Origin of the sequence: Variovorax sp. RO1 (assembly GCF_002849325.1) — a bacterium.
Taxonomy (GTDB): domain Bacteria; phylum Pseudomonadota; class Gammaproteobacteria; order Burkholderiales; family Burkholderiaceae_C; genus Variovorax.
Genome location: NZ_PKMT01000001.1, coordinates 784820 through 810258, shown reverse-complemented (window position 1 = coordinate 810258; position 25439 = coordinate 784820). Strand labels below are relative to the sequence as shown.

The 25439-nt window shown below is 70.2% G+C and carries 26 protein-coding genes; 4 read left to right on the top strand and 22 right to left on the bottom strand.

Annotated features, from left to right (window positions below; genetic code table 11):
• The first annotated feature begins 117 nt into the window (after positions 1–117).
• Together CY658_RS03760 and CY658_RS03755 are read left to right on the top strand one after the other, a co-directional pair.
• Positions 118–846, top strand: a complete 729-nt coding sequence (locus tag CY658_RS03760; RefSeq protein WP_101488920.1) for a winged helix-turn-helix domain-containing protein — start codon at positions 118–120, stop codon at positions 844–846.
• Positions 839–2959 (top strand): PAS domain S-box protein, encoded by a 2121-nt coding sequence (locus CY658_RS03755; RefSeq protein WP_101488919.1) that lies wholly within the window; start codon positions 839–841, stop codon positions 2957–2959. The genes CY658_RS03760 and CY658_RS03755 overlap by 8 nt, the downstream gene beginning before the upstream one ends.
• Before the next feature lie 21 nt (positions 2960–2980).
• Here CY658_RS03755 and CY658_RS03750 read toward each other — a convergent pair whose 3' ends face one another.
• A complete protein-coding gene (locus CY658_RS03750) occupies positions 2981–3739 on the bottom strand; it encodes a Crp/Fnr family transcriptional regulator (protein WP_101488918.1) in 759 nt (252 codons plus the stop codon).
• 210 nt (positions 3740–3949) lie between these two features.
• Here CY658_RS03750 and CY658_RS03745 point away from each other — a divergent pair, with 210 nt between their 5' ends.
• Complete coding sequence (locus tag CY658_RS03745; protein WP_101488917.1) at positions 3950–4447, top strand: ornithine carbamoyltransferase; 498 nt, start codon at positions 3950–3952, stop codon at positions 4445–4447.
• Between the two features lie 20 nt (positions 4448–4467).
• On the opposite strand, the gene CY658_RS03740 is transcribed toward CY658_RS03745, so the two are convergent.
• The 13 genes from CY658_RS03740 to CY658_RS03680 form a co-directional block, all read right to left on the bottom strand.
• Positions 4468–5169 (bottom strand): sulfite exporter TauE/SafE family protein, encoded by a 702-nt coding sequence (locus CY658_RS03740; RefSeq protein ID WP_101488916.1) that lies wholly within the window; start codon positions 5167–5169, stop codon positions 4468–4470.
• A gap of 4 nt (positions 5170–5173) precedes the next feature.
• Positions 5174–6580 (bottom strand): oxygen-independent coproporphyrinogen III oxidase, encoded by a 1407-nt coding sequence (hemN, locus tag CY658_RS03735; RefSeq protein ID WP_101488915.1) that lies wholly within the window; start codon positions 6578–6580, stop codon positions 5174–5176.
• Entirely contained in the window at positions 6577–6819 is a 243-nt protein-coding gene (locus CY658_RS03730) for a hypothetical protein (protein ID WP_101488914.1), read from the bottom strand. Before CY658_RS03730 ends, hemN begins: the two co-directional genes overlap by 4 nt.
• Entirely contained in the window at positions 6816–7106 is a 291-nt protein-coding gene (locus tag CY658_RS03725) for a FixH family protein (protein WP_101488913.1), read from the bottom strand. The genes CY658_RS03730 and CY658_RS03725 overlap by 4 nt, the downstream gene beginning before the upstream one ends.
• 11 nt (positions 7107–7117) lie before the next feature.
• A complete protein-coding gene (gene ccoG / locus CY658_RS03720) occupies positions 7118–8542 on the bottom strand; it encodes a cytochrome c oxidase accessory protein CcoG (protein ID WP_101488912.1) in 1425 nt (474 codons plus the stop codon).
• Positions 8539–9453 carry a cytochrome-c oxidase, cbb3-type subunit III gene (gene ccoP, locus CY658_RS03715; RefSeq protein ID WP_101488911.1) on the bottom strand — a complete coding sequence of 305 codons (915 nt, stop codon included), beginning with the start codon at positions 9451–9453 and terminating at the stop codon, positions 8539–8541. The genes ccoG and ccoP overlap by 4 nt, the downstream gene beginning before the upstream one ends.
• Before the next feature lie 14 nt (positions 9454–9467).
• A complete protein-coding gene (locus CY658_RS03710; RefSeq protein WP_101488910.1) occupies positions 9468–9608 on the bottom strand; it encodes a cbb3-type cytochrome oxidase subunit 3 in 141 nt (46 codons plus the stop codon).
• Positions 9609–9631: 23 nt separating this feature from the next.
• Complete coding sequence (gene ccoO / locus CY658_RS03705; protein WP_101488909.1) at positions 9632–10276, bottom strand: cytochrome-c oxidase, cbb3-type subunit II; 645 nt, start codon at positions 10274–10276, stop codon at positions 9632–9634.
• 18 nt (positions 10277–10294) lie between these two features.
• Positions 10295–11737, bottom strand: a complete 1443-nt coding sequence (gene ccoN, locus CY658_RS03700; protein ID WP_101488908.1) for a cytochrome-c oxidase, cbb3-type subunit I — start codon at positions 11735–11737, stop codon at positions 10295–10297.
• An 87-nt stretch (positions 11738–11824) separates the two neighbouring features.
• On the bottom strand, positions 11825–11962 hold the full coding sequence (gene ccoS / locus CY658_RS03695; RefSeq protein ID WP_062481719.1) for a cbb3-type cytochrome oxidase assembly protein CcoS: 138 nt from the start codon (positions 11960–11962) through the stop codon (positions 11825–11827).
• Entirely contained in the window at positions 11962–14292 is a 2331-nt protein-coding gene (locus CY658_RS03690) for a heavy metal translocating P-type ATPase (RefSeq protein WP_101488907.1), read from the bottom strand. Before CY658_RS03690 ends, ccoS begins: the two co-directional genes overlap by 1 nt.
• Before the next feature lie 94 nt (positions 14293–14386).
• Positions 14387–14602 carry a DUF1059 domain-containing protein gene (locus CY658_RS03685; protein ID WP_101488906.1) on the bottom strand — a complete coding sequence of 72 codons (216 nt, stop codon included), beginning with the start codon at positions 14600–14602 and terminating at the stop codon, positions 14387–14389.
• Positions 14603–14622: 20 nt separating this feature from the next.
• On the bottom strand, positions 14623–15684 hold the full coding sequence (locus tag CY658_RS03680) for a class I SAM-dependent methyltransferase (protein WP_101488905.1): 1062 nt from the start codon (positions 15682–15684) through the stop codon (positions 14623–14625).
• Positions 15685–15827: 143 nt separating this feature from the next.
• On the opposite strand from CY658_RS03680, the gene CY658_RS33095 reads away from it, so the two are divergent.
• Positions 15828–16295, top strand: a complete 468-nt coding sequence (locus CY658_RS33095) for a helix-turn-helix transcriptional regulator (protein WP_101488904.1) — start codon at positions 15828–15830, stop codon at positions 16293–16295.
• A gap of 27 nt (positions 16296–16322) precedes the next feature.
• Here CY658_RS33095 and CY658_RS32665 read toward each other — a convergent pair whose 3' ends face one another.
• From CY658_RS32665 to CY658_RS03630, 8 genes are read right to left on the bottom strand one after another with little or no spacing between them, the layout of a single operon-like run.
• On the bottom strand, positions 16323–16982 hold the full coding sequence (locus CY658_RS32665) for an energy transducer TonB (protein ID WP_180838858.1): 660 nt from the start codon (positions 16980–16982) through the stop codon (positions 16323–16325).
• Entirely contained in the window at positions 16979–17416 is a 438-nt protein-coding gene (locus tag CY658_RS03660) for an ExbD/TolR family protein (RefSeq protein WP_099792493.1), read from the bottom strand. Before CY658_RS03660 ends, CY658_RS32665 begins: the two co-directional genes overlap by 4 nt.
• A gap of 22 nt (positions 17417–17438) precedes the next feature.
• A complete protein-coding gene (locus CY658_RS03655; RefSeq protein WP_101488902.1) occupies positions 17439–17867 on the bottom strand; it encodes an ExbD/TolR family protein in 429 nt (142 codons plus the stop codon).
• A 28-nt stretch (positions 17868–17895) separates the two neighbouring features.
• Entirely contained in the window at positions 17896–18759 is an 864-nt protein-coding gene (locus CY658_RS03650) for a MotA/TolQ/ExbB proton channel family protein (protein WP_101488901.1), read from the bottom strand.
• A 31-nt stretch (positions 18760–18790) separates the two neighbouring features.
• Positions 18791–19954 carry an alanine racemase gene (locus CY658_RS03645; protein ID WP_101488900.1) on the bottom strand — a complete coding sequence of 388 codons (1164 nt, stop codon included), beginning with the start codon at positions 19952–19954 and terminating at the stop codon, positions 18791–18793.
• Positions 19951–22317, bottom strand: a complete 2367-nt coding sequence (locus CY658_RS03640) for an alpha/beta fold hydrolase (protein WP_101488899.1) — start codon at positions 22315–22317, stop codon at positions 19951–19953. The genes CY658_RS03645 and CY658_RS03640 overlap by 4 nt, the downstream gene beginning before the upstream one ends.
• Positions 22314–23987 carry a serine hydrolase domain-containing protein gene (locus tag CY658_RS03635; RefSeq protein ID WP_101488898.1) on the bottom strand — a complete coding sequence of 558 codons (1674 nt, stop codon included), beginning with the start codon at positions 23985–23987 and terminating at the stop codon, positions 22314–22316. The genes CY658_RS03640 and CY658_RS03635 overlap by 4 nt, the downstream gene beginning before the upstream one ends.
• 56 nt (positions 23988–24043) lie before the next feature.
• Positions 24044–25438, bottom strand: coding sequence for an MFS transporter (locus CY658_RS03630; RefSeq protein ID WP_101488897.1), 1395 nt, complete (start codon positions 25436–25438; stop codon positions 24044–24046).
• Position 25439 lies beyond the last annotated feature (1 nt).

Here is a 25439-nt window from a genome sequence, read left to right as displayed (position 1 = left end):
CCTTGCGCCAGATCAACGGCGGGCGCCACAGCTGCCACGCGCGCGGCTTGCGTGCTACGCTTCCCGGCTCCATGCGCCCTCCCCTGTGGCGCCGGCGTTTTTTCTCCCAGCCCCCGCATGACTTCTGCCCCCCACATCGCGGTGCTCGACGACGAGGTCGACATCACGCTGCTGCTGGCCAACTACCTCCAGAGCCACGGCTTTCGCGTCACCCAGATCCATGACGGCGCGGCGCTGCGGGCGCTCATGGCGGCCGACCCGGCCGACCTCGTGCTGCTCGACCTCGGCCTGCCCGGTGAAGACGGTTTCTCCATCGCCCGCCACATGCGCGAAAACTGGCGCTGCGGCCTCGTGATCGTCACCGGCCGCGGCGATCCGGTCGACAAGGTGGTGGGCCTCGAAGTGGGCGCCGACGACTACGTGACCAAGCCCTTCGACCTGCGCGAGCTGGTCGCACGCGTCAAGGCCGTGCTGCGCCGCCTGACACCCGACGCATCGGTGGCGACGGCCGCCGCGCCCACGCCGCCCGAGCGCCTGCGCTTTGCCGGCTGGCGGCTGGACACCGCCGCGCGCAGCCTCAGCAACGCGCAGGGCGAGGCCGTGCCGCTGACCACCGGAGAGTTCGACCTGCTGTGCGCCTTCGCGCGGCACCCGGGCCGCGTGCTCTCGCGCGACTTCCTGCTCGAGCAGACGCGCGGTCGCGAGGCCGCGCCCTTCGACCGCACGATCGACGTGCAGGTCGGCCGGCTGCGCAAGAAGATCGAGGCCAACGCCGACGATCCGCAGCTCATCAAGTCGGTGCGCGGCGCGGGCTACATCCTCGTGCCGCCGGTCACCCATGGCTGACGACCACGCACCGCAGCCACCGTCCATCCCCGGCCTACCCTCGGGCGTCGAGGAAGGCAGCGTGTTCCGCTCACTGTTCGCCGCGTACCCCGATTCGCTGCTGGTGGTCGACCAGTCGGGCCACATCGTGCTGGCCAACCCCTCGGCCGCCGCCATGCTCGGCTACGCGGCCGACGAGCTCGTGGGCCTGAGCGTCGAAGCGCTGGTGCCCGACAGCATCCGCCCGCGCCACGCGGCATTCCGCGAAGCCTACGGCCGCGCGCCGCGCCCGCGCCCGATGGGCACCGACATGGAACTCGTCGCCAAGCGCAAGGACGGCAGCGAGGTGATGGTCGAGATCGCGCTGAGCCCGCTGCAGAACCAGGGCTTGCCTTTCGTGGTGGCTGCGATCCGCGACATCGGCGCCTACCCGCGCGTGAAGCAGGCGCTGCAGCGCGCGCGCTACAGCGAACACCTCGCGCAGCTGGGCCGGCTGGCGGTCGACACGCGCGACCTGCAGGTGGTGCTGGCGCAGGTTCCCGACATCGTCGCGACCGCGCTGCAGGTCGAGGTCGCGATGGTGTGGCTGCTCGACGGCAGCCAGCGCGAGTTCCGCCTTGCGAGCGGCGTGGGCCTGCTCGCCGACGAAAGCGTCGGCCTGCGCATCACCAACCGGCCCGACACCCAACCCGGCTACGTGCTCTCGCAAGGCTGCCCGGTCGTCGTGCCCGACTACCGCGAGGAGCGCCGCTTCGCCGTGCCGCCTGCGTACCTCGAAGCCGGGCTGGTCAGCGCGCTGGCTGTGCCGCTGTCCGACCGGGGCCGCGTGACCGGCATGCTGTCGGTGCGCGCCACCGCTGCGCGGCGTTTCGGCGACGAGGAGATCCGTTTTCTCGAATCGGTGGCGAGCCTGCTGGCCACCAGCCTGCAGCGCGTGCAGACCGAAGAAGCGCTGAACCACGCGCAGCGCCTGGAGAGCGTGGGCCAGCTCACCGGTGGCATCGCGCACGACTTCAACAACCTGCTGACCATCATCCAGGGCAACCTGCAGGTGCTCGAAGAGCTGCCGCAGCTCGCGGCCGACGGCTACGCGCAGCAGCTCGTGGCCGCCGCCGCGCGCGCCAGCCGGCGCGGCGCCGAACTCACGGGCAAGCTGCTGGCGTTCTCGCGGCGCCAGATGCTGCAGCCCGACGCGGTCGACGTGCGGCAGATGCTGCACTCGCTCACCGACATGCTGCGCCGCACGCTCGACCAGCGCATCCAGATCGAGATCGACACTGCCGACCCCTGCCCCGCCGTGCGCGCCGACCCGGGCCAGCTCGAATCGGCGCTGCTGAACATCGCCATCAACGCGCGCGACGCCATGCCCGAGGGCGGGCACCTGCACTTCCGCGCCGAAGCCTGCGATGCCCTGCCCGCCACCGTGCGCCAGGAACTCAGCGACGCCGACGCCGGCCGCCGCTTCGTCGCGCTCTCCATCGCCGACAGCGGCACCGGCATGACCGACGCAGTCATGGAGCACATCTTCGAGCCCTTCTTCACCACCAAGGACGCCGGACGCGGCACCGGCCTGGGCCTGAGCACGGTGTACGGTTTCGTGAAGCAGTCGCGCGGCGCCATCGCCATCGACAGCAAGCTCAACGCCGGCACCACCGTCACGCTCTACCTGCCGCAGGTCGAGGCCGATACGGCGAGCGCTGCAGCACCTGCCGATGAAGACCCCATCGAGATCGAAGCCGAAGCCACGCTGGCACCGGGCCTGCGCGTGATGCTCGTCGAAGACGACGCCGAGGTGCGCCAGGTCGTCCACACCTTCCTCACCACGCTGGGCTGCGAAGTTGCGACTGCTGCCAATGCCGAACAGGCCTTGCCCGCCATGGCGGCCGAGGCCACGCCTTTCGACCTGCTGCTGAGCGACATCGCGCTCGGCCCCGGTATGCGCGGCACGCGGCTGGCTGCCGAGGCGGTGCAACGCCAACCGCGGCTCGCGGTGCTGCTGATGTCGGGGTTTTCGGCGGAGCTGCTCGACGCCGACCGCGAAGCGCCCCCGGGCTGGGAGCTGCTGCGCAAGCCGTATTCGCGCAGCGAACTCGCACGTGCGATGGCGCGGGCGCTGCTGGCCTCACGCGAGTGAGCGAGTGAGCGACGGCTCTCGTTACTGAAGCAGTGCAGGCGCCGGCGCCAGGCAGCGCTGCACAAAGGCCGACAGCGCGCCCACATCGGGAATCTGCACCTCGCGCCGCCCCTTGGTAGCAAAGCCGATGACCTTGTCCCGCGCCAGCCGCGAGAGTGCGCGGCTCACGCTTTCGAGCGTCATGCCCAGGTAGTTGCCGATCTCGGCGCGCGTCATGCGCAGCGTGATCTCGTCGGTGCGCATGCCGCGGTCGGCCAGCGACTCGGCCCAGTAGCGCAGGAAGTCGGCCACGCGCGCGTCGGCCGGCAAGGTGCACACCGACATCAGCGAATCACGGTCGTGCGCGATCTCACGGCTCATCGCGGCATGCAGCATCTGCAGCAGCGCGGGGTGCGCGGTGCAGGCCGTCAGCAGCGATTCGTAGGGCACGACCCAGACCTCGCCCGTGTCCATCGCCACGGCGTCGCACACGTAGCGCTGGCCCGCGATGCCGTCGAAGCCCAGCCAGTCGCCGCGGAACTTGAGGCCCACCACCTGCTCGCGGCCGTCGGCCGAGAGGTTCACGATCTTGAAGAAGCCCGAGTTCAGGATGTAGAGGTTGCCGAAGCGTTCGCCGGCCTGGTAGATCACGTCGCCCGTGTGCACCATGCGGCGCTGCGGTTGCAGCTGCTCGGCCAGCACGCGCAGGCGCTCGGCCGTGCGCCGGCCCGCGTCCTCCTTCTGCACCGTCGGAAGGGGCCGAAGCGGCAGGAGGGGATTGGGGCGGGCACTCGTGAGCATGGGGATTCCTCGGCGTTCTGTCTTGTGTAGCTTTTTCGCCTGCGATCAGGCGATGTCTCGATGCTAGGAAGCGCGAGGCCCCGCAGTGACAACGGCCCGCATCGGTGCGTAACGTCGGGTGAATGCTCTGTGTCCGGCGTGTAACAGCGGCGCCGGCCTTGATGTGCGTCAAGGCGGGAAACACAAGGCTGGCTAGCCTCCGCGAGACACATGTCGAACCTTGCCATGCACTCCTTCGCCGCTGCGCTGTCGCCCCAGAAAGAAGCCAGCCTGCTCGGCCGCGCCCGCCTGCTCCAGCGCGCCGCGCTCGACGGCGCCGCGCCGCCGCGGCTGCTGCGCGGCAAGAACCTCGGCCTGCTCAGCGAGGCCGGCGACAGCGAAGCGCTGGCCCTGCTGCGCCAGGCCGCCGAGGAACTGGGCGCGCAGGTCGCGACGATGCGCTCCAGCCTCTCGCCCGCCACGCCGGTGCAGGAGCTGCAGCACACGGCGCGCATGCTCGGCCGGCTGTACGACGCCGTGGCCTGCGAGGGCATCGACGCCGCGCTGGTGCGGCAGATCGGCCAGCACGCGGGCATTCCGGTGCTCGACGGCGCGGCGGCCGACAGCCACCCCACGGCCGCGCTCGCTGAGCTGCTCGGCGAACGCACGGCGCCGGCGGACAACCGGCGCTTCGTGCTGCAGGCGCTGCTGATCGAGAGCATCGCCTGACGAGACAGCGCGGCAGCGCCTCAGCCGCACCAGTCCGCAATGCGATGGCTCAAATCCATCCACAGCGCCTGCAGCGCCACCGCCGCCAGCAGCACCCCCGCCAGCCGCGCGCCCCAGGCCTGCCGCGTGCCGCTGTCGCCCCACCCGCGCAGGCGCTGCCACAGCCACGGCGCGGCGAGCAGCGACACGCTGCTGCCGAGCGCGAACAGCGCCATCGTCGAGGCGCCCTGCCACGGCCCGTTGCCCAACGCGGCCAGCATCAGCGCCGAATAGAGCAGACCGCAAGGCATCGCGACCCACAGCGCGCCCGTGGCGAGCACACCCAACACCGAGCCGCCAGCCATCGGCCGCAGGCGCGCTTCGAGCGCGCGCCCGGCGCGCTGCGCCCACAGCGGCTGGCGGCCCGCGACGGCGAGCACCACGCCCCAGGCGAGCACGAACACATGCAGCATCACCCACAACGGCCGCCAGGCCGCGACCTGCGCGCTCGCTGCGCCCAGGCCGTGCAGGCTCGCGGCGGCGATGGCGCCGGCCACTGCGTAGCTCGCCATGCGACCGAGGTGAAAGGCGACCGGTGCGATGGCGTGCGTGGCCTGCAAGGGTCCGCCCACCGGCACGATGCGGATCACCGCGGCCGACACCGCGCCGCACATCGCCACGCAATGCGGCCCGCCGGCGAGGCCCATGAGCAGCGCGGCGCCGGCGAGTGCGGGTGAGTCCATCGAATCAAACGACGCGCGAGAAGCGCGTGCGCGTCGCGGCGCAGTAGCGGTCGAACACCATCGCCACGGCGCGCACGAGGAACCAGCCGGCGTCGGTGACTTCGATGGCGCGCGCCGACAGGCGCACCAGCCCCTGTTCGGTCATGGGCGCCAGCGCGGCGCGTTCGGGCGCGAAGTAGTCGGCGAAGGCAATGCCGTGCGCCGCCTCGACGGCGTCGAAGTCGACGCGGCCGCGGCACATCAGCGCCATGATGACGTCGCGGCGCAGCACGTCGTCGTCCGACAGCGCGAGGCCCTTGACCACGGGCAGGCGGCCCTGGTCGAGCAGCGCGTAATAGTCTTCCAGCGTCTTCGCGTTCTGGCTGTAGGTGGCGCCCACGCGGCCGATGGCCGACACGCCGAGCGCGACGAGGTCGCCGTCGGGCTGCGTGCTGTAGCCCTGGAAGTCGCGGTGCAGGCGGCCCTCGCGCTTGGCCACGGCCAGCGGGTCGTCGGGCAGCGCGAAGTGGTCCATGCCGATGTAGACGTAGCCGGCTTCGGTGAGCGCGGCAATCGCACGACCGAGCATGCGCACGCGCGTGGGCGCATCGGGCAGCTCGTCGGCGGCGATGCGCCGCTGCGGCTTGAAGCGCTCCGGCAGGTGGGCATAGGCGTACAGCGCGATGCGGTCGGGCCGCAGTTCGCGGACCTGCACGAGCGTGCGTTCGAACGAGGCGTCGTTCTGGCGCGGCAGGCCGTAGATGAGGTCGACGTTGATCGATCTGAAACCCAGCGCGCGCGCCGTGTCCATCAGCGCGAAGACCTGCGCCGCCGGCTGGATGCGGTGCACGGCCTGCTGCACGGCGGGGTCGAAGTCCTGCACGCCGAAGCTCAGGCGGTTGAAGCCGAGCGCGGCCAGCGCGGCGAGCCGTTTCGCATCGACGGTGCGCGGATCGATCTCGATCGACTGCTCGCCGCCCGGCACGAAGGCGAACGCACGGCGCAGCATCGCGACCAGTTCGCCCAGTTCTTCATCGTCCAGGAAGGTCGGCGTGCCGCCACCCAGGTGCAGCTGGCCGACGGGTGCATCGGGCCCGAGCTGCGCGACCTGCAGCGCCACCTCGCGTGCGAGGTAGCCAAGGTACTCACGCCCGCGCTCGCGGTGCTTGGTGACGACCTTGTTGCAGGCGCAGTAGTAGCACAGCGATTCGCAGAACGGGATGTGCACGTACAGCGACAGCGGCTCGCCGGCCGTGTCCGCATCACGCCGCTGGTGCAGCGCCTGCGCGTAGTCGCCGGCGCCGAAGCTGTCGACAAAGCGGTCGGCCGTCGGGTACGAGGTGTAGCGCGGCCCGGGCACGTCGAAGCGGCGCAGCAGCTCGACGGGCAGCACGGATGGGGCATCGGGAACACACGCGAGAGGAAGCGTCATGAAGCAGTCTCTTTCTCGGACGGCAGCGCCAGCAGCGTGGTGCACGCGCTCGAGGCCGCCGCCATCAGCCAGAACACGAAGAAGGACACGGTGTAGATGCCCTGGCGCGACAGGCTCAGTGCGTCCGCACCGCAGTAGGTGTGGACCGGATCGATCATCGCGAACACCAGCACCTCCATGCCGCAGGCGACGAGGAACGACGGCCACAGGATGCCGGCGACCCGGCGGATGGCACTCACTGCGCGCCCCGCTTGGGCACCGGCACGTCGCCCTCGGGCGTCGCCGCATGGTTGCGCCCGGCCTGCGCCGGCATGAGTTTCTTGTCGGCCAGTGTGCGGTTGATCTCGATGCCTTCGCGGTAGTAGTCCTCCGACACCAGCACCTCGGGCGTGCGCAGCGCCAGCCAGACGGTCGCGATGCTCGCGAGCACCACGGCCGCGGGCCCCGCAATCACCAGCCAGACCAGCGGGTAGCGCCACCAGGGGCCGGAGGTCGCGGGCTCGTTCATCGGCAGGGCATCGTTCATGGGAAGACCTTTCAGCGCGGCACCAGGAAGACCGCTTTTTCGGAAACCTGCGCCGCGCCATCCGCCTCGCGGATGTCGAAGTGCACCGTGTGCGAACCGGCCGGCGCGGCGCCATAAGGCACCTGCAGCCGCACGGCCACCCAGCGCGCCTGCGCGGGTTCGACCTCGATGGCCTCGTCGGGCGACACGCTCAGCCCGTCGATGCCGCGCGCGGCGATGCGGTAGTGCTGCGTGCGCTCGGTCGCGTTCATGATCTGCAGCCGGTAGACGTTCTCCAGCCGCCCGCCTTCGACGATGCGCGCCAGCGACGCACGGTCACGCACCACGTCGACCTTCAGCGGCGTGCGCGCGACCAGGCTGGCGAGCAGGCCCGCCACCAGCAGCGCGAGCAACGCCGTGTAGATCAATACGCGCGGGCGCAGCACGCGGCGCCAGAGCTGGCGGCGCGACCAGCCGGCCTCCATGCCGTTCTGCGTGTCGTAGCGGATGAGGCGCGGCGCGTAGCCCATCTTGTCCATCACGCTGTCGCAGGCGTCCACGCACAGGCCGCAGCCGATGCACTCGTACTGCAGGCCTTCGCGGATGTCGATGCCCGTGGGGCATACCTGCACGCACAGGCTGCAGTCGATGCAGTCGCCCAGTGCGGCGCTGCGCGGATCGACGGTCTTGCGGCGCGGTGCGCGCGGTTCGCCGCGCTGCGGGTCGTAGCTGACGATGAGCGTGTCGCGGTCGAACATCGCGCTCTGGAAGCGCGCGTAGGGGCACATGTACTTGCACACCTGCTCGCGCATGAAGCCGGCGTTGCCGTACGTGGCAAAGCCGTAGAAGAACACCCAGAACACCTCCCACGAGCCCATCTGCAGCTGCAGCAGGGCCGAGCCCAACTCGCGGATGGGCGTGAAGTAGCCCACGAAGGTGAAGCCGGTCCACAGCGCAATGGCGATCCAGACGCTGTGCTTGAGGGCCTTCTTTCCGAGCTTCTCAAAAGAGAACGAACCGGCATCGAGCCGGATGCGCGCGCTGCGGTTGCCCTCGATGCGCTGCTCCACCCACAGGAACATCTCGGTGTAGACGGTCTGCGGGCAGGCGTAACCGCACCACAGGCGGCCGGCCACGGCGGTGAAGAGAAAGAGCGCCAGCGCGCTCACCACCAGCAGGCCCGACAGGTAGATCAGGTCTTGCGGGTACAGCACCAGCCCGAAGATGTAGAAGCGCCGCGCGGCCAGGTCGAACAGCACCATCTGCCGCTCGCCCCATTCGACCCAGGGCATGCCATAGAACACCAGCTGGGTGAGGAAGACCATGGCCCAGCGCCAGCGCGCGAACAGGCCCTGCACGCTGCGCGGGTAGATCTTCTTCGTCGCCTCGTAGAGACCGACCTCCGGCGCAGCGGCAGGCGGTGCGCTGACGATGGGAATGACGGTCTTGCGCCTCATGGCGTCGCGGCAGGCGGATTGGACATGCCCCACACGTACGAGGCCAGCAGCTTGATCTGCGCCTCGGTCAGGCGGCCGTCCTGCGCGGGCATGGTGCTGTGCTTGCCCTCGTTGATGATCTGCACGATGGCGGCTTCGCCGTAGCCGTGCAGCCAGATGCGGTCGTTCAGGCGCGGCGCGCCCATGGCGGCGTTGCCCACGCCGCCGATGCCGTGGCAGGCCGCGCAGGCCGCGAACTTCGACTTGCCCAGGCCCGCGCGCAGCGAGTCGTGCGGCTCGCCCGACAGGCTCAGCACGTAGTTGGCGACGTTCTTCACGTCGTCGGGCGAGCCGACCATCGCGGCGGCCGGCGGCATCACGCCCGTGCGGCCGTGGGTGATCGATTCGACGATCTTGTCGGGCGTGCCGCCGTGCAGCCAGTCGGCGTCGGTGAGGTTCGGAAAGCCCTTGCTGCCGCGTGCGTCGGAGCCGTGGCACTGCGCGCAGTTGTTCATGAACAGGCGCTCGCCGATGGCATGGGCCTGCGGGTCGCGTGCGGCCTCTTCGATCGACATGGGCGTGTAGCGCGCATACACCGGCTCCAGCGCCTGCGTGGCCTTGGCCACGTCGGCCTGGTACTCGCCGCGCGAGCTCCAGTCGTTCGTGCCGCGAAAGCTGCCCAGGCCCGGGAACACGGCCAGGTAGCCGAGCGAGAAGACGATGGTCAGCACGAACAGGCCCACCCACCACAGCGGCAGCGGGTTGTTGGCTTCGCGCAGGTCTTCGTCCCAGACGTGACCCGTGGTGTTGTCGGCGTCCGAGGGCACGCGCTTGCGCGCCGTGAGCCACAGCAGCAGCGCGCAGCCGAGGATGCTCAGCAGCGAGGCCACGGCCACATAGCTGGACCAGAAGTTACTAATGAAATCGCTCATCGCGGTGTGTCCCTTCAGTCCTGCTCGAACGGCAACCGGGCCGCTTCGGCGAAGCGTTGCGTGTTGCGGCGCGCGCAGGCCCAGGCCACGATGCCGATGAAGACGACGAAGCAGGCGATGGTCGCGGCGATGCGCAGGGTGGTGATGTCGGTCATGGGGCGTTGCCTGTTCTTTCTTCTTACTTGAGCGCCAGGCCCAGCGATTGCAGGTAGGCCACGGTGGCGTCCATGTCGGTCTTGCCGGCCACCTCGTCGGCGGCCTTGGCAATTTCTTCGTCGGTGTAGGGCACGCCGACCTTGCGCAGCGCGCGCATGTGGGTGGCGATGCTGCCGCCGTCGACCAACCCCTTCTCCAGCCACGGGTAGGCCGGCATGTTCGACTCGGGCACGAGGTCGCGCGGGTTGTTCAGGTGAATGCGGTGCCACTCGTCGCTGTAGCGCCCGCCCACGCGGTGCAGGTCGGGGCCGGTGCGCTTGCTGCCCCACTGAAAGGGGTGGTCGTACACGAACTCGCCGGCCACCGAGTAGTGGCCGTAGCGCAGCGTCTCCGAGCGGAAGGGGCGGATCATCTGCGAGTGGCAGTTGTAGCAACCCTCGCGCAGGTACACGTCGCGCCCGGCCAGCTGCAGCGGCGTGAGCGGCTTCACGCCCTGCACTGCTTCGGTGGTCGACTTCTGGAAGAACAGCGGCACGATCTCCACGAGGCCGCCGATGGCCACCACCAGCAGGATCAGCACGATCATCAGCAGGTTGTTGGTCTCGACCTTCTCGTGCGTGAAGCCGGTGGCGGCGGGCGCGGAGTTCTTGTTGTCAGGTGCGTTCATCGTGCGTCCTCAGTGGCTTCAGGCGTGGGCAGCGGCAACGGCCGGGATCTCGGCGCGCACCGAGCGGCCGCTGATCACGGTCATCCAGACGTTCCAGGCCATGACCAGCATGCCGCCCAGGTAGAGCACGCCGCCGATCACGCGCACCAGGTAGTAGGGGAAGGTGGCCTTCACGCTCTCGACGAAGGTGTAGGTCAGCGTGCCGTCGGCATTGATCTCTCGCCACATGAGGCCTTGCATCACGCCGGCGATCCACATCGCGGCGATGTACAGCACGATGCCGATGGTGGCCATCCAGAAGTGCAGGTCGATGGCGCGCACGCTGTACATGGCCACGCGGCCGTACATGCGCGGGATCAGGTAGTACAGCGAGCCCATGGTGATGAAGCCCACCCAGCCCAGTGCGCCGGAGTGCACGTGGCCCACGGTCCAGTCGGTGTAGTGGCTCAGGGCGTTGACGGTCTTGATGGACATCATCGGACCCTCGAAGGTCGACATGCCGTAGAACGACAACGAGACGATCAAAAAGCGCAGGATCGGGTCGGTGCGCAGCTTGTGCCAGGCGCCCGACAGCGTCATCACGCCGTTGATCATGCCGCCCCAGCTGGGCGCCAGAAGAATCAGCGAGAACACCATGCCCAGCGATTGCGTCCAGTCGGGCAGCGCGGTGTAATGCAGGTGGTGCGGGCCGGCCCACATGTAGGTGAAGATCAGCGCCCAGAAGTGCACGATCGACAGCCGGTACGAGTACACCGGGCGCCCTGCCTGCTTGGGGATGTAGTAGTACATCATTCCCAGGAAACCGGCCGTGAGGAAGAAGCCCACGGCGTTGTGGCCGTACCACCACTGCACCATGGCGTCCTGCACGCCGGCGTAGGCCGAATAGCTCTTCATCCAGCCGGCCGGAATGGCCGCGCTGTTGACGATGTGCAGCAGCGCCACCGCGATGATGAAGGCGCCGTAGAACCAGTTGGCCACGTAGATGTGGCGCACCTTGCGCAGGCCGATGGTGCCGAAGAACACGATGGCATAGGCCACCCAGACCACCGCGATCAGGATGTCGATGGGCCATTCGAGCTCGGCGTATTCCTTGCCGCTGGTGTAGCCCAGCGGCAGGCTGACGGCGGCGGCAACGATCACCAGCTGCCAGCCCCAGAACACGAAAGAAGCCAGTGCCGGTGCGAACAAGCGGACCTGGCAAGTGCGCTGCACCACGTGGAAGCTCGTGGCCATGAGCGCGCAGCCGCCGAACGCGAAGATCACCGCGTTGGTGTGCAGCGGACGCAGGCGGCCGTAGCTGAGCCAGGGAATGCCGAGGTTGAGGTCGGGCCAGGTCAGCTGCGAGGCGATGATCACGCCGACCAGCATGCCGACCACCCCCCAGACCACCGACATGAGTGCGAACTGCCGGACGACGGTGTCGTCGTAGATGGCCGCTGGAGGGTGCGTGGTCTGCTGCATCGTGGTGCCCGTTGATGTGGTTTCCGGGCAGTGTCTGCCGGCATCACGCGGGCAGGCTTGATGCAGATCAAGCCATCGGTCGCTGTGTCAGTCGTTGTTCAGGATGCGGTCGCCTTCGACCTCGATGTCCTCGAACTGGCCACGCTCGATGGCCCACCAGAGCCCGCCCAGAATCGCGAGCACCAGCACCACCGACAGCGGCACGAGCAGGAACAGCACGTCCATCAGGCCACCGCCACTTTCCCCGGCGCGGCGAGGCGCGCCGCGTTGAGCACCACCAGCAGCGAGCTCGCCGCCATGCCCAGCCCCGCGAGCCAGGGCGGCAGCCAGCCGACCACGGCCAGCGGCACGCACACGGCGTTGTAGGCCGCGGCCCAGAACAGGTTCTGGCGCACCACGCGCAGCGTGCGGCGCGCCTGCGCCACGGCCACGGGAATAGCCTGCAGTGCGTCGCCGAGCACCACGAAGTCGGAACGTGCGCGCGACAGCGGCACGGCATGACCGAAGGCGAACGAGGCGTTGGCGCGCGCCAGGCTGGGGCCGTCGTTGAGACCGTCGCCGACCATCGCCACCTCGCGCCCGGCCGCCTGCAGCTGCCACAGCACCTCGAGCTTGTCCTCGGGTGCGCAGTCGCCCTGCACCGCCGCGATGCCGGCCTGCGCGCCGATGGCACGCGCCGCGTTGTCGCGGTCGCCTGACAGCAGGCGCACCGACAAGCCCTGCGCCTGCAATGCGGCCACGGCCTGCGTGGCGTCGGGGCGCAGCTCCTCGGCGAGCACGAAGCTGGCGATCCAGCCTTCGTTGTCGCTCAGGTGGATCTGCGCTGCATCGACCTCCAGCGGGGGTACTTCGCAGAACGACGCGGAGCCCAGGCGCACGGGGCGCGCGTCGTGGTCGTCCACCGCATCGCGCCGGTGCAGCGAGGCCGCCACGCCCTGCCCCACCGTCTCGCGCAGCTGCGTCGCCGACCAGGCCGGCGGCGCGCGGAACTGCGCCTGCCAGGCGTTCACGAGCGCACGCGCGGCGGGATGCAGCGACAGCGTGCCGAGCGCCGCGCCGATCTCCAGCGCATCGCCGGGGCGCAAGCCCTGGCGGCAGTACACGCGTTCCAGGCACGGCGTGTCGCCCGTGAGCGTGCCGGTCTTGTCGAACACCACGGTGTCGACGCCCGCCAGCGCTTCGAGCGCCTGCAGGTTCGACGTGAGCACGCCGCCGCGCGCCAGGGCGCCCGCGCTCGCCAGCATCGCGGCCGGCGTGGCGAGCGACAACGCGCAGGGGCAGGTGACGATCAGAACCGCCACCGCGACCATCAACGCTTTGCCGGGATCGACCGACCACCACAGCGCGCCCGCGCCGAACGCGCAGACCAGCACGGCGATGAGAAAGGGGCGCGCGATGCGGTCGGCCAGCCGGGCCAGGCGCGGCTTGTCGAGCGCGGCGTTTTCCATGAGCCGCACGATCTGCGCGAAGCGCGTGCCCTCGCCCACCGACGCGATGCGCACCTGCACCACGGCCGAGAGGTTGTGGCTGCCCGCGAGCACGCGGTCGCCGCAGGGGCGCGGCACGGGGCGCGATTCGCCGGTGAGCAGCGCCTCGTCGGCGGTGGTGTCGCCGTCGATCACCGTGCCGTCGGCCGGAAAGGCCTCGCCGGGGCGCACGCGCACCACGTCGCCCGCCGCAAGCCGGCGCACCGCCACGCGGGTCCACGCACCGTCGAGCCCGAGGCGTTCGACGCCGTCGGGCAGCCGGTGCATCAGCGCCTCGAGCGCGCCGGCCGTGCGGTCGCGCAGCCGCGCCTCGAGCCAGCGGCCGGTGAGCAGGAAGAAGACGAACATCGTCAGCGAGTCGAAGTAGACCTCGTGCCCCAGCGGCCCCGTGGGGTCGAAAGTGGCGGCGGTGCTCACCACGAAGGTGATGACCACGCCGAAGGTCACGGGCAGGTCCATGCCGATGCGCCCGATGCGCAGGTCGCGCCAGGCGCTGCGAAAGAACGGCCCGCACGAGAACAGCACCACGGGCAGGCTGAGCACCCACGAGGCCCAGCGCAGCAGCTGGGCCGCATCGGCCGTCATGTCGCCGGGGCGCGCGACGTAGGCCGGGTAGGCGTACATCATCACCTGCATCATGCAGAAGCCCGCGACCAGCCAGCGCCACAGCGCCATGCGCAGCTCGCGCGTGCGCGTCTCGCGCGCACTGCGGCTGCCGGCCGGCAGCAAGGGGTAGCCCACGCGCGCGCTGGCCTCGAACCAGCGCGAGGGCCGCGTCGCCGCGGCCGACCACACGACGCGCGCGCGCCGGCTCGCGGCATTCACCTGCACTTCGACCACACCGGGCACCTGCGCCAGCGCAGCCTCGACGGTGAAGGCGCAGCCCGCGCAGTGCATGCCCTCGACCGCGACATGCGATTCCCAGCGGCCCGTGGCGGCATCCACTTGGCGGCCAAACGCGGCCCACTCGGCGGGATCGTCGAGCAGCTGCCAGGCGTCCGCGCGGGCATCGCCGCTGGCGGACGATGGCAGGGACGGAAACGGCGCGAGCGCGGCGGAAGCTTGCATCGGGGCAGGCTAAGCGCCTTGCCGATGCAAGCGTTTGATCTGCATCAAGGTTCGTGACGGCGGCCGGGGCCGCGCAGGACCTTCAGTCAGCCAGTCAGGCGGGCGTCTTCGCGAGCTCCACCGGCGGCGTGCCGGCCTTGAACATGCTCGCCAGCTGCTGGCGCAGTTCGGGCGTGTCGGTGTGGCCGTGCACGGCCACGGCGTGCTGGACGGCGGCATCGAGCAGTTCGCCTTCGGAATCGGCGCAGAGCGCGACACTGCAGTTCATCGTGCTTGGGTACTCGCGGCAGTCGATGTATTGGCGTGACATGGCGGCTCCTTCATGTGTCCTTATGGACGTGCTTCGAAGATCAGGTTGAAGGGCGTTTCGCTGGCGCGGCGGAAGTGTGAGAAGCCGCCCTGCGAGACGACGTCGCGCAGGCGCGCTTCGCCGGCCTGCGCCCCCAGGCACAGGCCCACTTCCTGCGAACGCGAGGCCGGTGTGCAGATGAAGCTCGAGGCCGAATAGAACACGCGCCCCACCGGGTTGATGTTGTCTTCCAGCCGGTCGTTGGCAAAGGGCTCGACGATCATCCACGTGCCCTGCGGCTTGAGGGCTTGCCGCACGTGCGCCGCCGCGCCGACCGGGTCGCCCATGTCGTGCAGGCAGTCGAAGACGGCAACCAGGTCGTAGTCTTCACCGGGGAAATCCTTGGCGCTCGCGACCTCGAAGCGCAGGCGCTTTTCATCGTCGACGCCGGCCTTGCGCGCGGTTTCACGTGCGCGTTCGATCGACGGCGCGTGATAGTCGAAGCCGACGAAGCTGGATTCGGGATAGGCCTGCGCCATCAGCAACGTCGAGGCCCCGTGCCCGCAGCCCACGTCGGCCACGCGTGCGCCGCTTTTCAGCAGCGGCTCGATGCCTTCGAGCGCCGGAATCCACTGGCTCACCAGGTTGGCCGCGTAGCCGGGCCGGAAGAAGCGTTCGGTGCCATGGAACAGGGCCGCGTCGTGCTCGTGCCAGCCGATGCCCAGGCCCGTGCGCATGGCCTGGAGCATCTTGGGAATGACCTTGAACTGCGCCACGGCGATCTGGAACGCACCGGGCACGAAGGCCGGGCTGCCCTCTTCGGCCAGCGCAAAGGCCTGTTCCTCGGTCATCGAGAACAGCTCGCCTTTCGGGTCGTACTCGACGTAACCGCTGGCGGCCTGGGCCGAGAGCCATTCGCGCAGGTAGCGCGGGTCGGTCTCGGTGCGGCGGGCCAGCGCCTCCACGGTGGAGGGGCCTTCGGCCAGCGCCTTGTACAGGCCGAGCTGGTCGCCGACGACGACGGTGGCCGCGTGCATCACGGCCCCGAGGTCGTGGACGAAGTTACCCATGAAGGCGTTAAGCCGTGTTTCGTCGATGGCCATGTGTATCCCCTTCGTCGGCAGGCGACTTGCGCGGCCCTTGCGTGCCTATACTGAATTCGCGGCAAAGGGCCTGCGAGCATCCTGTCTCTCGATGCATGCGGGCGCCATACGCAGCAATGCGTATGCACCGTGAAAGGCATGCCATGACGCACCTGTCGCGCAACGATTGGGCGAGCGCACTTCGCCTGCTGGACAAGCTGGAGTCCGGGGATTCACCCGTGCGGCATCGCGGCGCTGACGCGCATCGCCTGCGCACCACCCGCCGCATCGCCAAGGCGCCGGGCCGGCGCGAATTCCGCCGCGCCGCCCTGCAGGCCGACTACTGCCGGCGCGTGGGGCTGGAGCATGCGATGGCGGTGGCCTTCCTGTACCGGCTGGCCTGCCGCGCCCCGGCGCCGTTGCCCGACGCGGTGCCCGCCGGCCTCACGCCGCGCGAGGGCGATGTCATGCACTGGCTCTCGCAAGGCAAGACCGACGCCGAAATCGCCGCCCTGCTCACGATCAGCCCCCGCACCGTGCACAAGCACCTGGAACATGTCTACGTGAAGCTGGGCGTCGAGACGCGCACGGCCGCCGTGATGCGCGCGCTCGGCTTGGGCCGGCCTGTCTGAAGAAGAGAGGCCACGGCCTCCTGCGCGCTATTCGATACGGAAGACGAACTCCTGCGTCGCCAGCACCTCGGCATCGCCCGTGGTCTGGCACTCGTAGCGCATCACCGCGGCACGCACGGCCGAGTGGTACACGCGCGGCCCCGACAGGAAGCGCACCTCCTGCACATGGCCGCCCTTGATGCGGACCTCGGCCTTGACGACACCGCCAATGCCTTCGTCCATCGCCTTGCGCGGCATCTCGGGCTTGACCTGCCGCGGGCAGGCCACCGCGATGTCGGTGGTGGTCGCCTTCGGCGGCGCCGGCGGCGCGGGGGGCGCCGGCGGTGCGGCCGGCGGCGGCGGCGTGGGCTCGGTGTTCTGCACGGCGGTGATCGCGGGCGCCGAGGTGGCGGGCGGTGTCACGGCCGGCGGCGGCACGTAGGCCGGGCGCGGCGGTGGCGGCGGCTTGGGCGTTTCCTGCCGCACGATCTTCTTCGGCGGCGGAGGCGGCGGTGGAGGGGGCGGCGGTGGCGGCTTGATCTCGCTGATGATGGTCGCGTCCATCGGCTTCTTGATCAGCTCGACCGTCTGGCGCGCCAGCCCCGACACGAGCGCATAGCCCACGCCGACGTGGAACAGCACCATCACGGCGATGCCGACGGGCCCGAAGCGGGACTTGGGGTTGAAATCCTTGCGGGAGCGCTTCATGGGATGAACTGCTCCGCACCCACGATGCCCAGCTTGCTCACGCCCGTGCGCTGCGCCGAGGCCATCACGCCGGCCACCACTTCGTACTTGGCGCGGCGGTCGGGGCGCAGGTGCACCTCGGGCTGCACGGCCTGCGCGGCGACCTGCTCGAAGCGCCGTTCCATCTCGCTGCGGTCGGTCAATGGCTCGCCGTTCCACTGCACGACGCTGAGCGCATCGATGTCGATACGCAGCACCTCGGGCTTGAGGTCGCTGGGCGGCGGGTTGCCTGTGGGCATGTTCAGGTTCACCGAATGCAGCTGGATCGGGATGGTGATGATCAGCATGATCAGCAGCACCAGCATCACGTCGATGAGCGGCGTGGTGTTGATGTCCATCAAGGGCTCGTCGGAGGGCGCGCTGCTGCGCCGCCCCTGCTTTTCTTTTCTTGGCATGGCTTGTCTCGCTGTCTGCTCGTCAGTTGCGCGCCGGCGGCTCGGTGATGAAGCCCACCTTGGCGATCCCGGCCGCCTGGCAGGCGTAGATGATCCGGCCCACCGGCTCGTAGTCGGAATGCCAGTCGCCGCGGATGTGCACCTCGGGCTGCGGGTTCAGGGCCGCCACCTTGGTGAGCCGCGCGACCAGCGCGGGCGTGCCCTGCACCGGCGTGTCGTACCAGTAGGTGCGGCCGCTGGCGTCCACCGAGATCACGACGGTCTCGGGCTTGCTCTCGCGCACCTCGTTGCGCTCTTTCGGCACCGCGACGGGCACCGAGTAATTGACCACCGGAATGGTGATGAGGAAGATGATCAGCAGCACCAGCATCACGTCGACCAGCGGCGTGGTGTTGATGGCCGCAATGGCCTGTTCCTCGTCTCCCCCGGAAGCCGGGATGTTCATCGCCATGGCGCCGTCCGCTTGTGTGCGCGGGGCGTCAGGCAGCGGCGCTGCCGGCCAGGATCACGGAGTGCAGCTCGCCGCTGAACTCGCGCACGTCGTCCATCACGGTGATGTTGCGGCGCAGGAGCCAGTTGTAGCCCAGCACCGCGGGCACGGCCACGGCCAGGCCGATGGCGGTCATGATGAGCGCCTCGCCCACCGGGCCGGCCACCTTGTCGATCGACGCCTGCCCCGCCACGCCGATGGCGGTGAGCGCGTGGTAGATGCCCCAGACCGTGCCGAACAGGCCGACGAACGGCGCCGTCGAACCCACGGTGGCCAGCAGCGACATGCCGTTGCTCAGGCGACGCTGCACGCGCTCGGTGGCGCGGTGGATGCACAGGTCGACGAAGTCGGCGAAGTCAACCTTGCCGCGCAGGCCGTCGTGCTTCTGCGTGGCCTGCATGCCGGCGTCGGCAATGAAGCGGAACGGGCTGCCCTCGGCCAGCCGCGAGGTGCCGGCCTGTACGGTGCCCGCGTTCCAGAACTCGTTGTCGACCGCGCGCGCCTGGCGGCCCATGCGCATCTGCTCGAGCAGCTTGGTGACGATCACGTACCAGCTGCCCATCGACATGATCGCCAGGATGGCGAGCACGGCCTTGGCGACCGCATCGCTCTGCGACCAGAGCGCGCCCACGCCGTAGGGGTTGTCGACCTTGGCGGTGGCGGCATGTGCGGCAGCAGGTGCGGCGGGCTTCTCGGGCACCGCCACCGGCGCCGGTGCGGCGGCAGCACTCGCTGCAGCCTGCGGTGCGGCTGGGGTCTGGGCGCCCGCCAGTTGCGGCGCGCTGCCCAGGCCGAAGGCCAGAACGAAAGGCGCGGCCACCGCCGCCAGCCGTGCAAGGAATGTCTTCGTCATCGTTGTCTTCTCCGAAAAAAATAGGTTCTCTTCAGGCTGCGGCAAGCCAGCCGCGCGCCTTGTCCCAGACCGCCTGCACGCCGCTGCCGGCGCCTTCCACCACGTGGTAGCGGTCGTAGGGCGCGGCCGTCATGCAGGCGTGGTGCGGCAGCACGCGCACGCGGGCGCCGATGGGCAGCGCGCGGAACATGGCTTCTGCGTCGGCATCACCCTCGCAGGCGATGAGGCCGTGCTCCTGGTGCAGCTCGGCCACGCACAGGCCGGGCAGCGGCACGGTGCCGTCGGCCTGGCACACCAGCCCGAAGCCCAGGCCGCTGCGGAACTCGGCCGCCGACTGGTCTTTCGACAGCGCGAGCGCGCCGGCGTCGACGAGCACGCGGCGCGAGCGCGGGTTGTGGCCGATCACGGTGGCCAGCACCGACAGCGCGATGTCTTCCACGCCGCAGATGCCGCGCGCCACCTGGTCGAGGTCGCAGAAGGTGTAGACGCCGGGGCGCATCTCGGTGACGCCTTCGAGCGTCTGCGCGCACACGGCCGTGGGCGTGGACCCCACGCTCACCACCTCGACCGGGATGCCGACCGCGCGCAGCCGCTCGGCCGCATGCACGGCGCCGGCGCGCTCGGCCTCGGCGATGGCGCGGATCGCCGTGCCGCCCTGCACGTGGTAGCTGTGGCCCGCATGCGTGAGCACGCCGGCGAGCAGCAGCGATTCGCTGCGCTGCACTTCGCGCGCGAGCGAGAGCAGTTCGTCGTCGTGCGGACCGATGCCGCCGCGGCCGCCGCCCGTGTCGATCTCAAGCAGCACGCGAAAGCTGGCGCCCAGCGTTCGTGCGCGCGCACCGGCCGCCTGCACCGCTTCGATGGAATCGGCCAGCAGCGTCACGCGCGCGCCGTGCGTGCGCTGGATGTCGTGCAGCGCCTCGATCTTGTTGGCGTCGATGCCGACGGCGTAGGTCAGGTCGGTGAAACCGTGGCGCGCGAAGTAGGCGACCTCGGCCACGGTCGACACCGTGAGCCCGCCGGCCTGCCCGCGCGTGGCGCGCCGCGCCACTTCGACCGACTTGGCGGTTTTCAGGTGCGGGCGCAGCGCCACGCCGTGGCGCGCCGCGCGCTGCGCCATCGCGTCGCAGTTGCGTTCGAGCACGCCGACGTCGAGCAGCAGCGCGGGCGTGGTGAGTTCGGCCAGGGGCGTCATCGGCCGGTTCCGGACGCGACCCGCGCCATCACGCCGTCGATTTCCTCGGCCACGCGCTGCACCAGCGGCGGCAGCAGCACCAGCGTCATGTGCGCCGCGCCTTCGATGCACGCCAGGCGGCGTTGCGTCGACAGCGCCGCATGCGCCTCCTGGAACGCGGGCCAGCGCGCCTGCACCGCGGCGATCGCCGGGTCGGCGCCGGCCGGCAGCGGCTGCTGCTGGGCCCACAGCACGGCGAGCGGACGCGAACCGAAATCAGGCGAGGCAGCCGCCTGGCGCGCGACGTGCGGCAGGCCGCGCACCTCGGCCAGCATGGCGTCGAGCGCTTCGGGCGTGTAGGTTGCCTTCATCTGGCGCAGCACCTGCGGCATGTCGGCGAACAGGGCCTCGACGGGCGCCTGCTCCGGCGGCGGCGGGCCGCCGGCCTGGAAGTTCGCGCGCTTGTCGCGCTCGGCCGCGAACTGCGATTCGGGCGGGTGCTCGTACATCGCGAACTGGTCAGGGTGGCTCGCATCGAGCATCACCACACCGGCCACCTGCTGCGGATACAGGCCCGCGTAGACCCGGTTCAGCAGGCCGCCGAGCGAATGGCCGACGAGCACGATCGGGCCCGTCACGCCGGCCGCTGCCAGCAGCGCATGCAGGCGGTGCGCAGTGCGCTCGCCGTCGAAGGGCGCGTCGTCGGCCTCGCTCCAGCCCATGCCGGCGCGGTCGTAGCTGATCACCGGGTGCTTCGCGGCCAGTGCCTGCTGCAGCCGCGCGTAGGTCGGCGAGGCACAGCCGCCGCCGGCCTCGATCACGAGCGTGGGTTGTGCGGCGCTAGCGGGCACGGGGCCGCTGCGCTGCAGGTGCATCGCACGGCCGTCGATGGTGTAGAGCTCGCCGGGCGCGGCCATGTGGTACGGGCGACCGGGCTGTTCCACGCGCGGCCAGTAGTCGAGGTCGCGCACGCGGTACGGCAGGTTGGCGAAGTCGGTGCTCAGCGAGGCCGGTGTCGACACGTACAGCACCGACTTGGCGATCGGGCCGAACTCCGCATGGAAGTGCTGCGCCGACTTCACGATGACCAGCTTCTTGGCCGCAAGGTCGATGCCCAGGCCCGTGAAGAGATCGGCGCCGATGACCTGGTTGCGCTTGCTGATGAGGACGATGTCCACGCCGTCCGCGGCCTGCACCCACACGCACGGGCCCATGGGCGTGCGCACGCCCGAGAGGCCGCCCTGCGAATGCGCCTCCACCACGCGCTTGACGGTCACGTGCAGGTCGATCGGATCGCCCGAGGCCGGGCCGCACTTGCCGCCCAGGCGCAGCTCGAAGCTCGCGCCCTCGCCCGCGTCGCGGCACAGCTGCACCGCGCCCAGGTCCCACACGCCGCCGAAGGCCACGTCGCCGATGCCGCGCTCGACCACCGCGCGCAGCATGAAGGTGCTGTCGCTGGTGGCGCCGCCGCCGGGGTTGTCGGCGGTGTCGGCAATGACGACGGGGCCGTCGGGCGTGGCCATGGCGCGGGCGAGCGTTTCTTCGATCGAGAGCGAGGGCACGCCGGTTTCATGGCGCAGGTCCCAGAAGCCGCGGCCCAGTTCTTCGGCGAGCTTGGCGGCCAGCGCGGGGTCGTTGTCCGTCACCACCCACATCTTGGCGCCCGACTCGGGCACGTCAGCCCACGGGAAGCCATGGCCCAGCGACACCGAGAGCACGCCCGGCTGCTTTTCGGCCTCTTGCATGCGGCGCACGAAGCCGGCCATCGGCTCGCGCGTGGTGTGCCACTTGCCAACCATGCGGCAGTCGTGCACGGCCGTCACGGGCCGCACGCGGCCCTGCGCGGTGTCGACCACGATGCGGATCAGCTCGGTCAGGCGATCGAAGGCGTCGGTGTGCGGATATTCCTTGTAGCAAATGATCGCGTCGGCCGCGTTCAGCATCTTCTGCGTGAAGTGGCAGTGCAGGTCGAGCGAGACGCCGATGGGCACGTTCGGCCCGACGATCTCGCGCACGCGCGAGATCACGTCGCCTTCGCAGTCGTCGTAGCCGTCGGCCACCATCGCGCCGTGCAGCACGAGGATCACGCCGTCGACCGGGCCGGCCTTGCGCAGGTCGTCCAGAATTTCGTCGCGCAGGCGCTCATACACGCTGCGCACGGTGCGGCCCAGCGGCTGCGCAAAGGCCAGCAGGCTCTCGACCGTTTCATGGCCTTCGGCGGCGAGCTGCCGGCGCACTTCCACCGCGTACAGGCCGTAGCCGGCCGCATCGCGCGTGCTGGCATCGCCGCGGAAGATGCCGTATTCCTCGTAGCTGCCCAGACCGGTGGGGGCCGAGACGAAGGTGTTGGTCTCGGTGGCGAACAGGGTGGTGAAGAACTTCATGCGCGGGGCTCCTGGCGGGCAAGGTGAATGTTTCGCGAGCGCGTCGTGGCGAACAGCAGTCCCACGACCCGGCCGCCCTTGCGCTCCACGTTGAGAACCGATTTGCCCATCTGGGACAGCACCGGGTCGACCGAGACGAGCGTCATCACGTCGGCCGACAGCGGCGTCAGCACGCACACGTGCTGGCCGTGGCGGCCCTGCACGGTGAGCCGCAGCTTGCCGTCCACCAGCGCCATCTGCGCGGTCGCATCGAGGTCGGGGCTGGTGTAGTCGCCGCACAGTTCGTCGGCGAGCGACACGGCATCGGGCGCGGTCTCGGGCAGGCGCTCGAAGCGGCGCGGCTGGCCGCCTTCGTGCAGCACGAAGGCATCGGGAGCGCGTTGCGGGTCGATGTCGGCGGTGTCGAGCACGAGGTCGTTCGTCGGCAGGTCCTGCAGGCTCAGCCACAGCTTGCCGTCGCCCTGGTTCAGGGGCCTGGCCTCGCCGGCCTGCCACGACATCGCCAGCTTGCCGCCCACGTCCGCAAAGGCCAGCAAGCCGCCCGTGGAGGGTGCGTGGTAGCGCTGGCCGGGCAGCGCGGGGAAGGCGCTGGCCAGCGGGCGCACGTCGGGCGGCGCGAGCGCGTCGCCCAGCAGCAGCTCGATCACCTTGAGGGTCAGCGACCCCGGCGACACGGGCGCGCCGTTCACCATGGCGATGATGTCCAGCCCGTGGCTGGGCACGCTGATCATCTGCGACTGCGCGCCAAGCACGGCGCCCGCGTGGTGGACGATCTCGACGCCGCGGTACGGGTGGCGCGCCAGCCCGAAGCCGTAGTTCACCTGGGAGCCCGACGACAGCGTGGTGGGCGCCGACAGCAGCGCCCAGCTCTTCGCGCTGCCCACGATCTTTTCGCTGCCGTGCATGTGCGCGAGCCAGCGCAGCATGTCGTCCGCCGTCGACACCAGCGAGCCGCCGCCGTCGAGTTCGCACGGGTACAGGCCGCGGCGCCAGCCACCGCCGGGCGCGGGCATGTACAGGCCGGCCATGTGCGGCACCACGTCGAGGTCGGTCTGCACCGACGAGGTGTCGGGCATGCCCAGCGGGCCGAAGAGGCGCGCCTTCAGGAAGTCGTTGAAGCTCTGGCCGCTCACGCGCTCGACGATCTTCGCCAGCAGGAAGTAGCCGCCGTTGCTGTAGACCATGTGCGTGCCGGGCTCGAAGTTCAGCTCGCTCTGGCGCGCCATGGCCGGCAGGCCCGGGCCGGGCAAGGTGAACGTGAGGCCGTGCGCAATGGCCCACAGCTCGTCGTGGCCGCGCCAGCCGCTGGTGTGCGTGAGCAGGTGGCGCAGCGTGGGGCCGTTGGCGCTCAGTTGCGGCAGCTCGGGCAGGTATTTCTGCACCGGGTCTTCCACGTCGAGCAGGCCGTCTTCGGCCAGCAGCAGCACGGCCATGGCCGTGAAGTGCTTGCTGGTGGAGGCGATGCGCATGCGCGTGGTCGGCGTGAGGGCCACGCCCATCTCCAGGCTGGCCATGCCGACGGCGCGGCGGTACAGCAGGCGGCCGTGCTGCGCGATGGCCAGCACCAGGCCGGGCGCGTCGCTGCGGTTCAGGGGCGCCACCAGCGCGTCGATGGCGGCCAGTGCGGAAGCAGTGTCAGGAAGAGAGGCTGAAGGGTGTGGTTGTGACATGGAGGAACAACGAACGATGAAAGGGAGGAGCGGAATCGCGAAGCAGCAGGCTCGGTTCAGTTCGGCTTCGCTTCGCGCATCAGGCGAACGAAGGGGCCTTCGGTGGCGCGCAGCACCATGGCGCCCAGGCTGCCGCCGACCAGCGTGGTCGCGACGATGGACACCGCCAACCCGTTGGGCATCGACTTGAGGGCGTCCGACAACATGCCGACCATCAACGGACCCACCACGCCGAAGGGCAGGCTGGCCATCGTGAGCAGCGCGATGGTGCGCGAGCGCAGGTGCGGCGGCGCCGCGTCCTGCAGCACGTTGGGCAGCAGCACGGCACTGCCGATGAGCGGCACCACCAGCAGCCCCAGCAGCGCGAAGTTGTGGTTGGCCGAACTCGTGAACAGCAGCAGCGTCGACATCAACGCCGCCGAGAGATTGCCCAGCATGATCAGGCGCAGTGCCGCGGCCGGCCCCATGCGCGGCTGCACGTAGCGCATCGACAGCACGCCCAGCAGGCCGCCGGCCACCGTGCCGCACAGGAAGGCCAGGCCCATGCCCTGCCCCATCTGCACCGGCGTGACGCCGTAGGTGCGCGCCGTGACGATCGGCAGCCAGGTGCCCAGCGAGCTCAGGCCCACGCTGGTCAGGCCCACGCCGACCACCAGGCCCGCGAAAGTGCGCCAGTGCCGGCGCAGGTGCTCGTGAAGGGTCGTGGCACCGGGCGCATCGGCGCTCGCAGCGGCCGGCGCACCGGGCTTGGCTTCCTGCACGCCGCCGCGCGGCGTGCGCCGGATCGACAGCACCAGCAGCGTCACCGGAATGCCGGCGGAGGCCAGCACGAAGAAGGTCAGGCGCCAGGCTTCGAGCTGCTGCATCGCGACCGGCAGCCAGGGCCGCAGGTCGTCGGTGAGGTGCACGATGGTGCCGCCCAGCAGCGCGCCCAGCGCACTGCCAAAGATGGCCGACAGCGCGAACACCGCATTCGCCAGCACCCGCTGCGCGCGCGGGAACAGGTCGGGGATCATGCTGTTGGTGATGGGCGTGAGGCCCGCCTCGCCCACGCCCAGGCCGACGGAGGCGACAAACAGCACGCCGTAGTCCATGGCCGTGCCGCGCATGGCGGTGGCCGCGCTCCACAGCACCACGCAGGCGGCCAGCACCACGCGCCGGTCGTAGCGGTCGCTGAGCCAGCCCAGCGGCAAGGTGGCGATGCCGGTGAACAGCACGATGCCCGCGCCCTGCAGCAGCCCGAGCTGCGTGTCGGACAGCGACAGCGTCTGGCGGATCGGCTCCGTCAGCAGCGTGAGGATGACCTTGTCGATCGAGCCCAGCACCGTCGCGATGATGAGCACCACCAGCGCATACCAGGCGCTGGTGGGCGCCTTGCGGGTCGTTTCCAGGGCCGCAGGGGCGGCCGCATCCAGCGGCATCGGTGCCGCGAACGGTGGGAGGCCCGACATG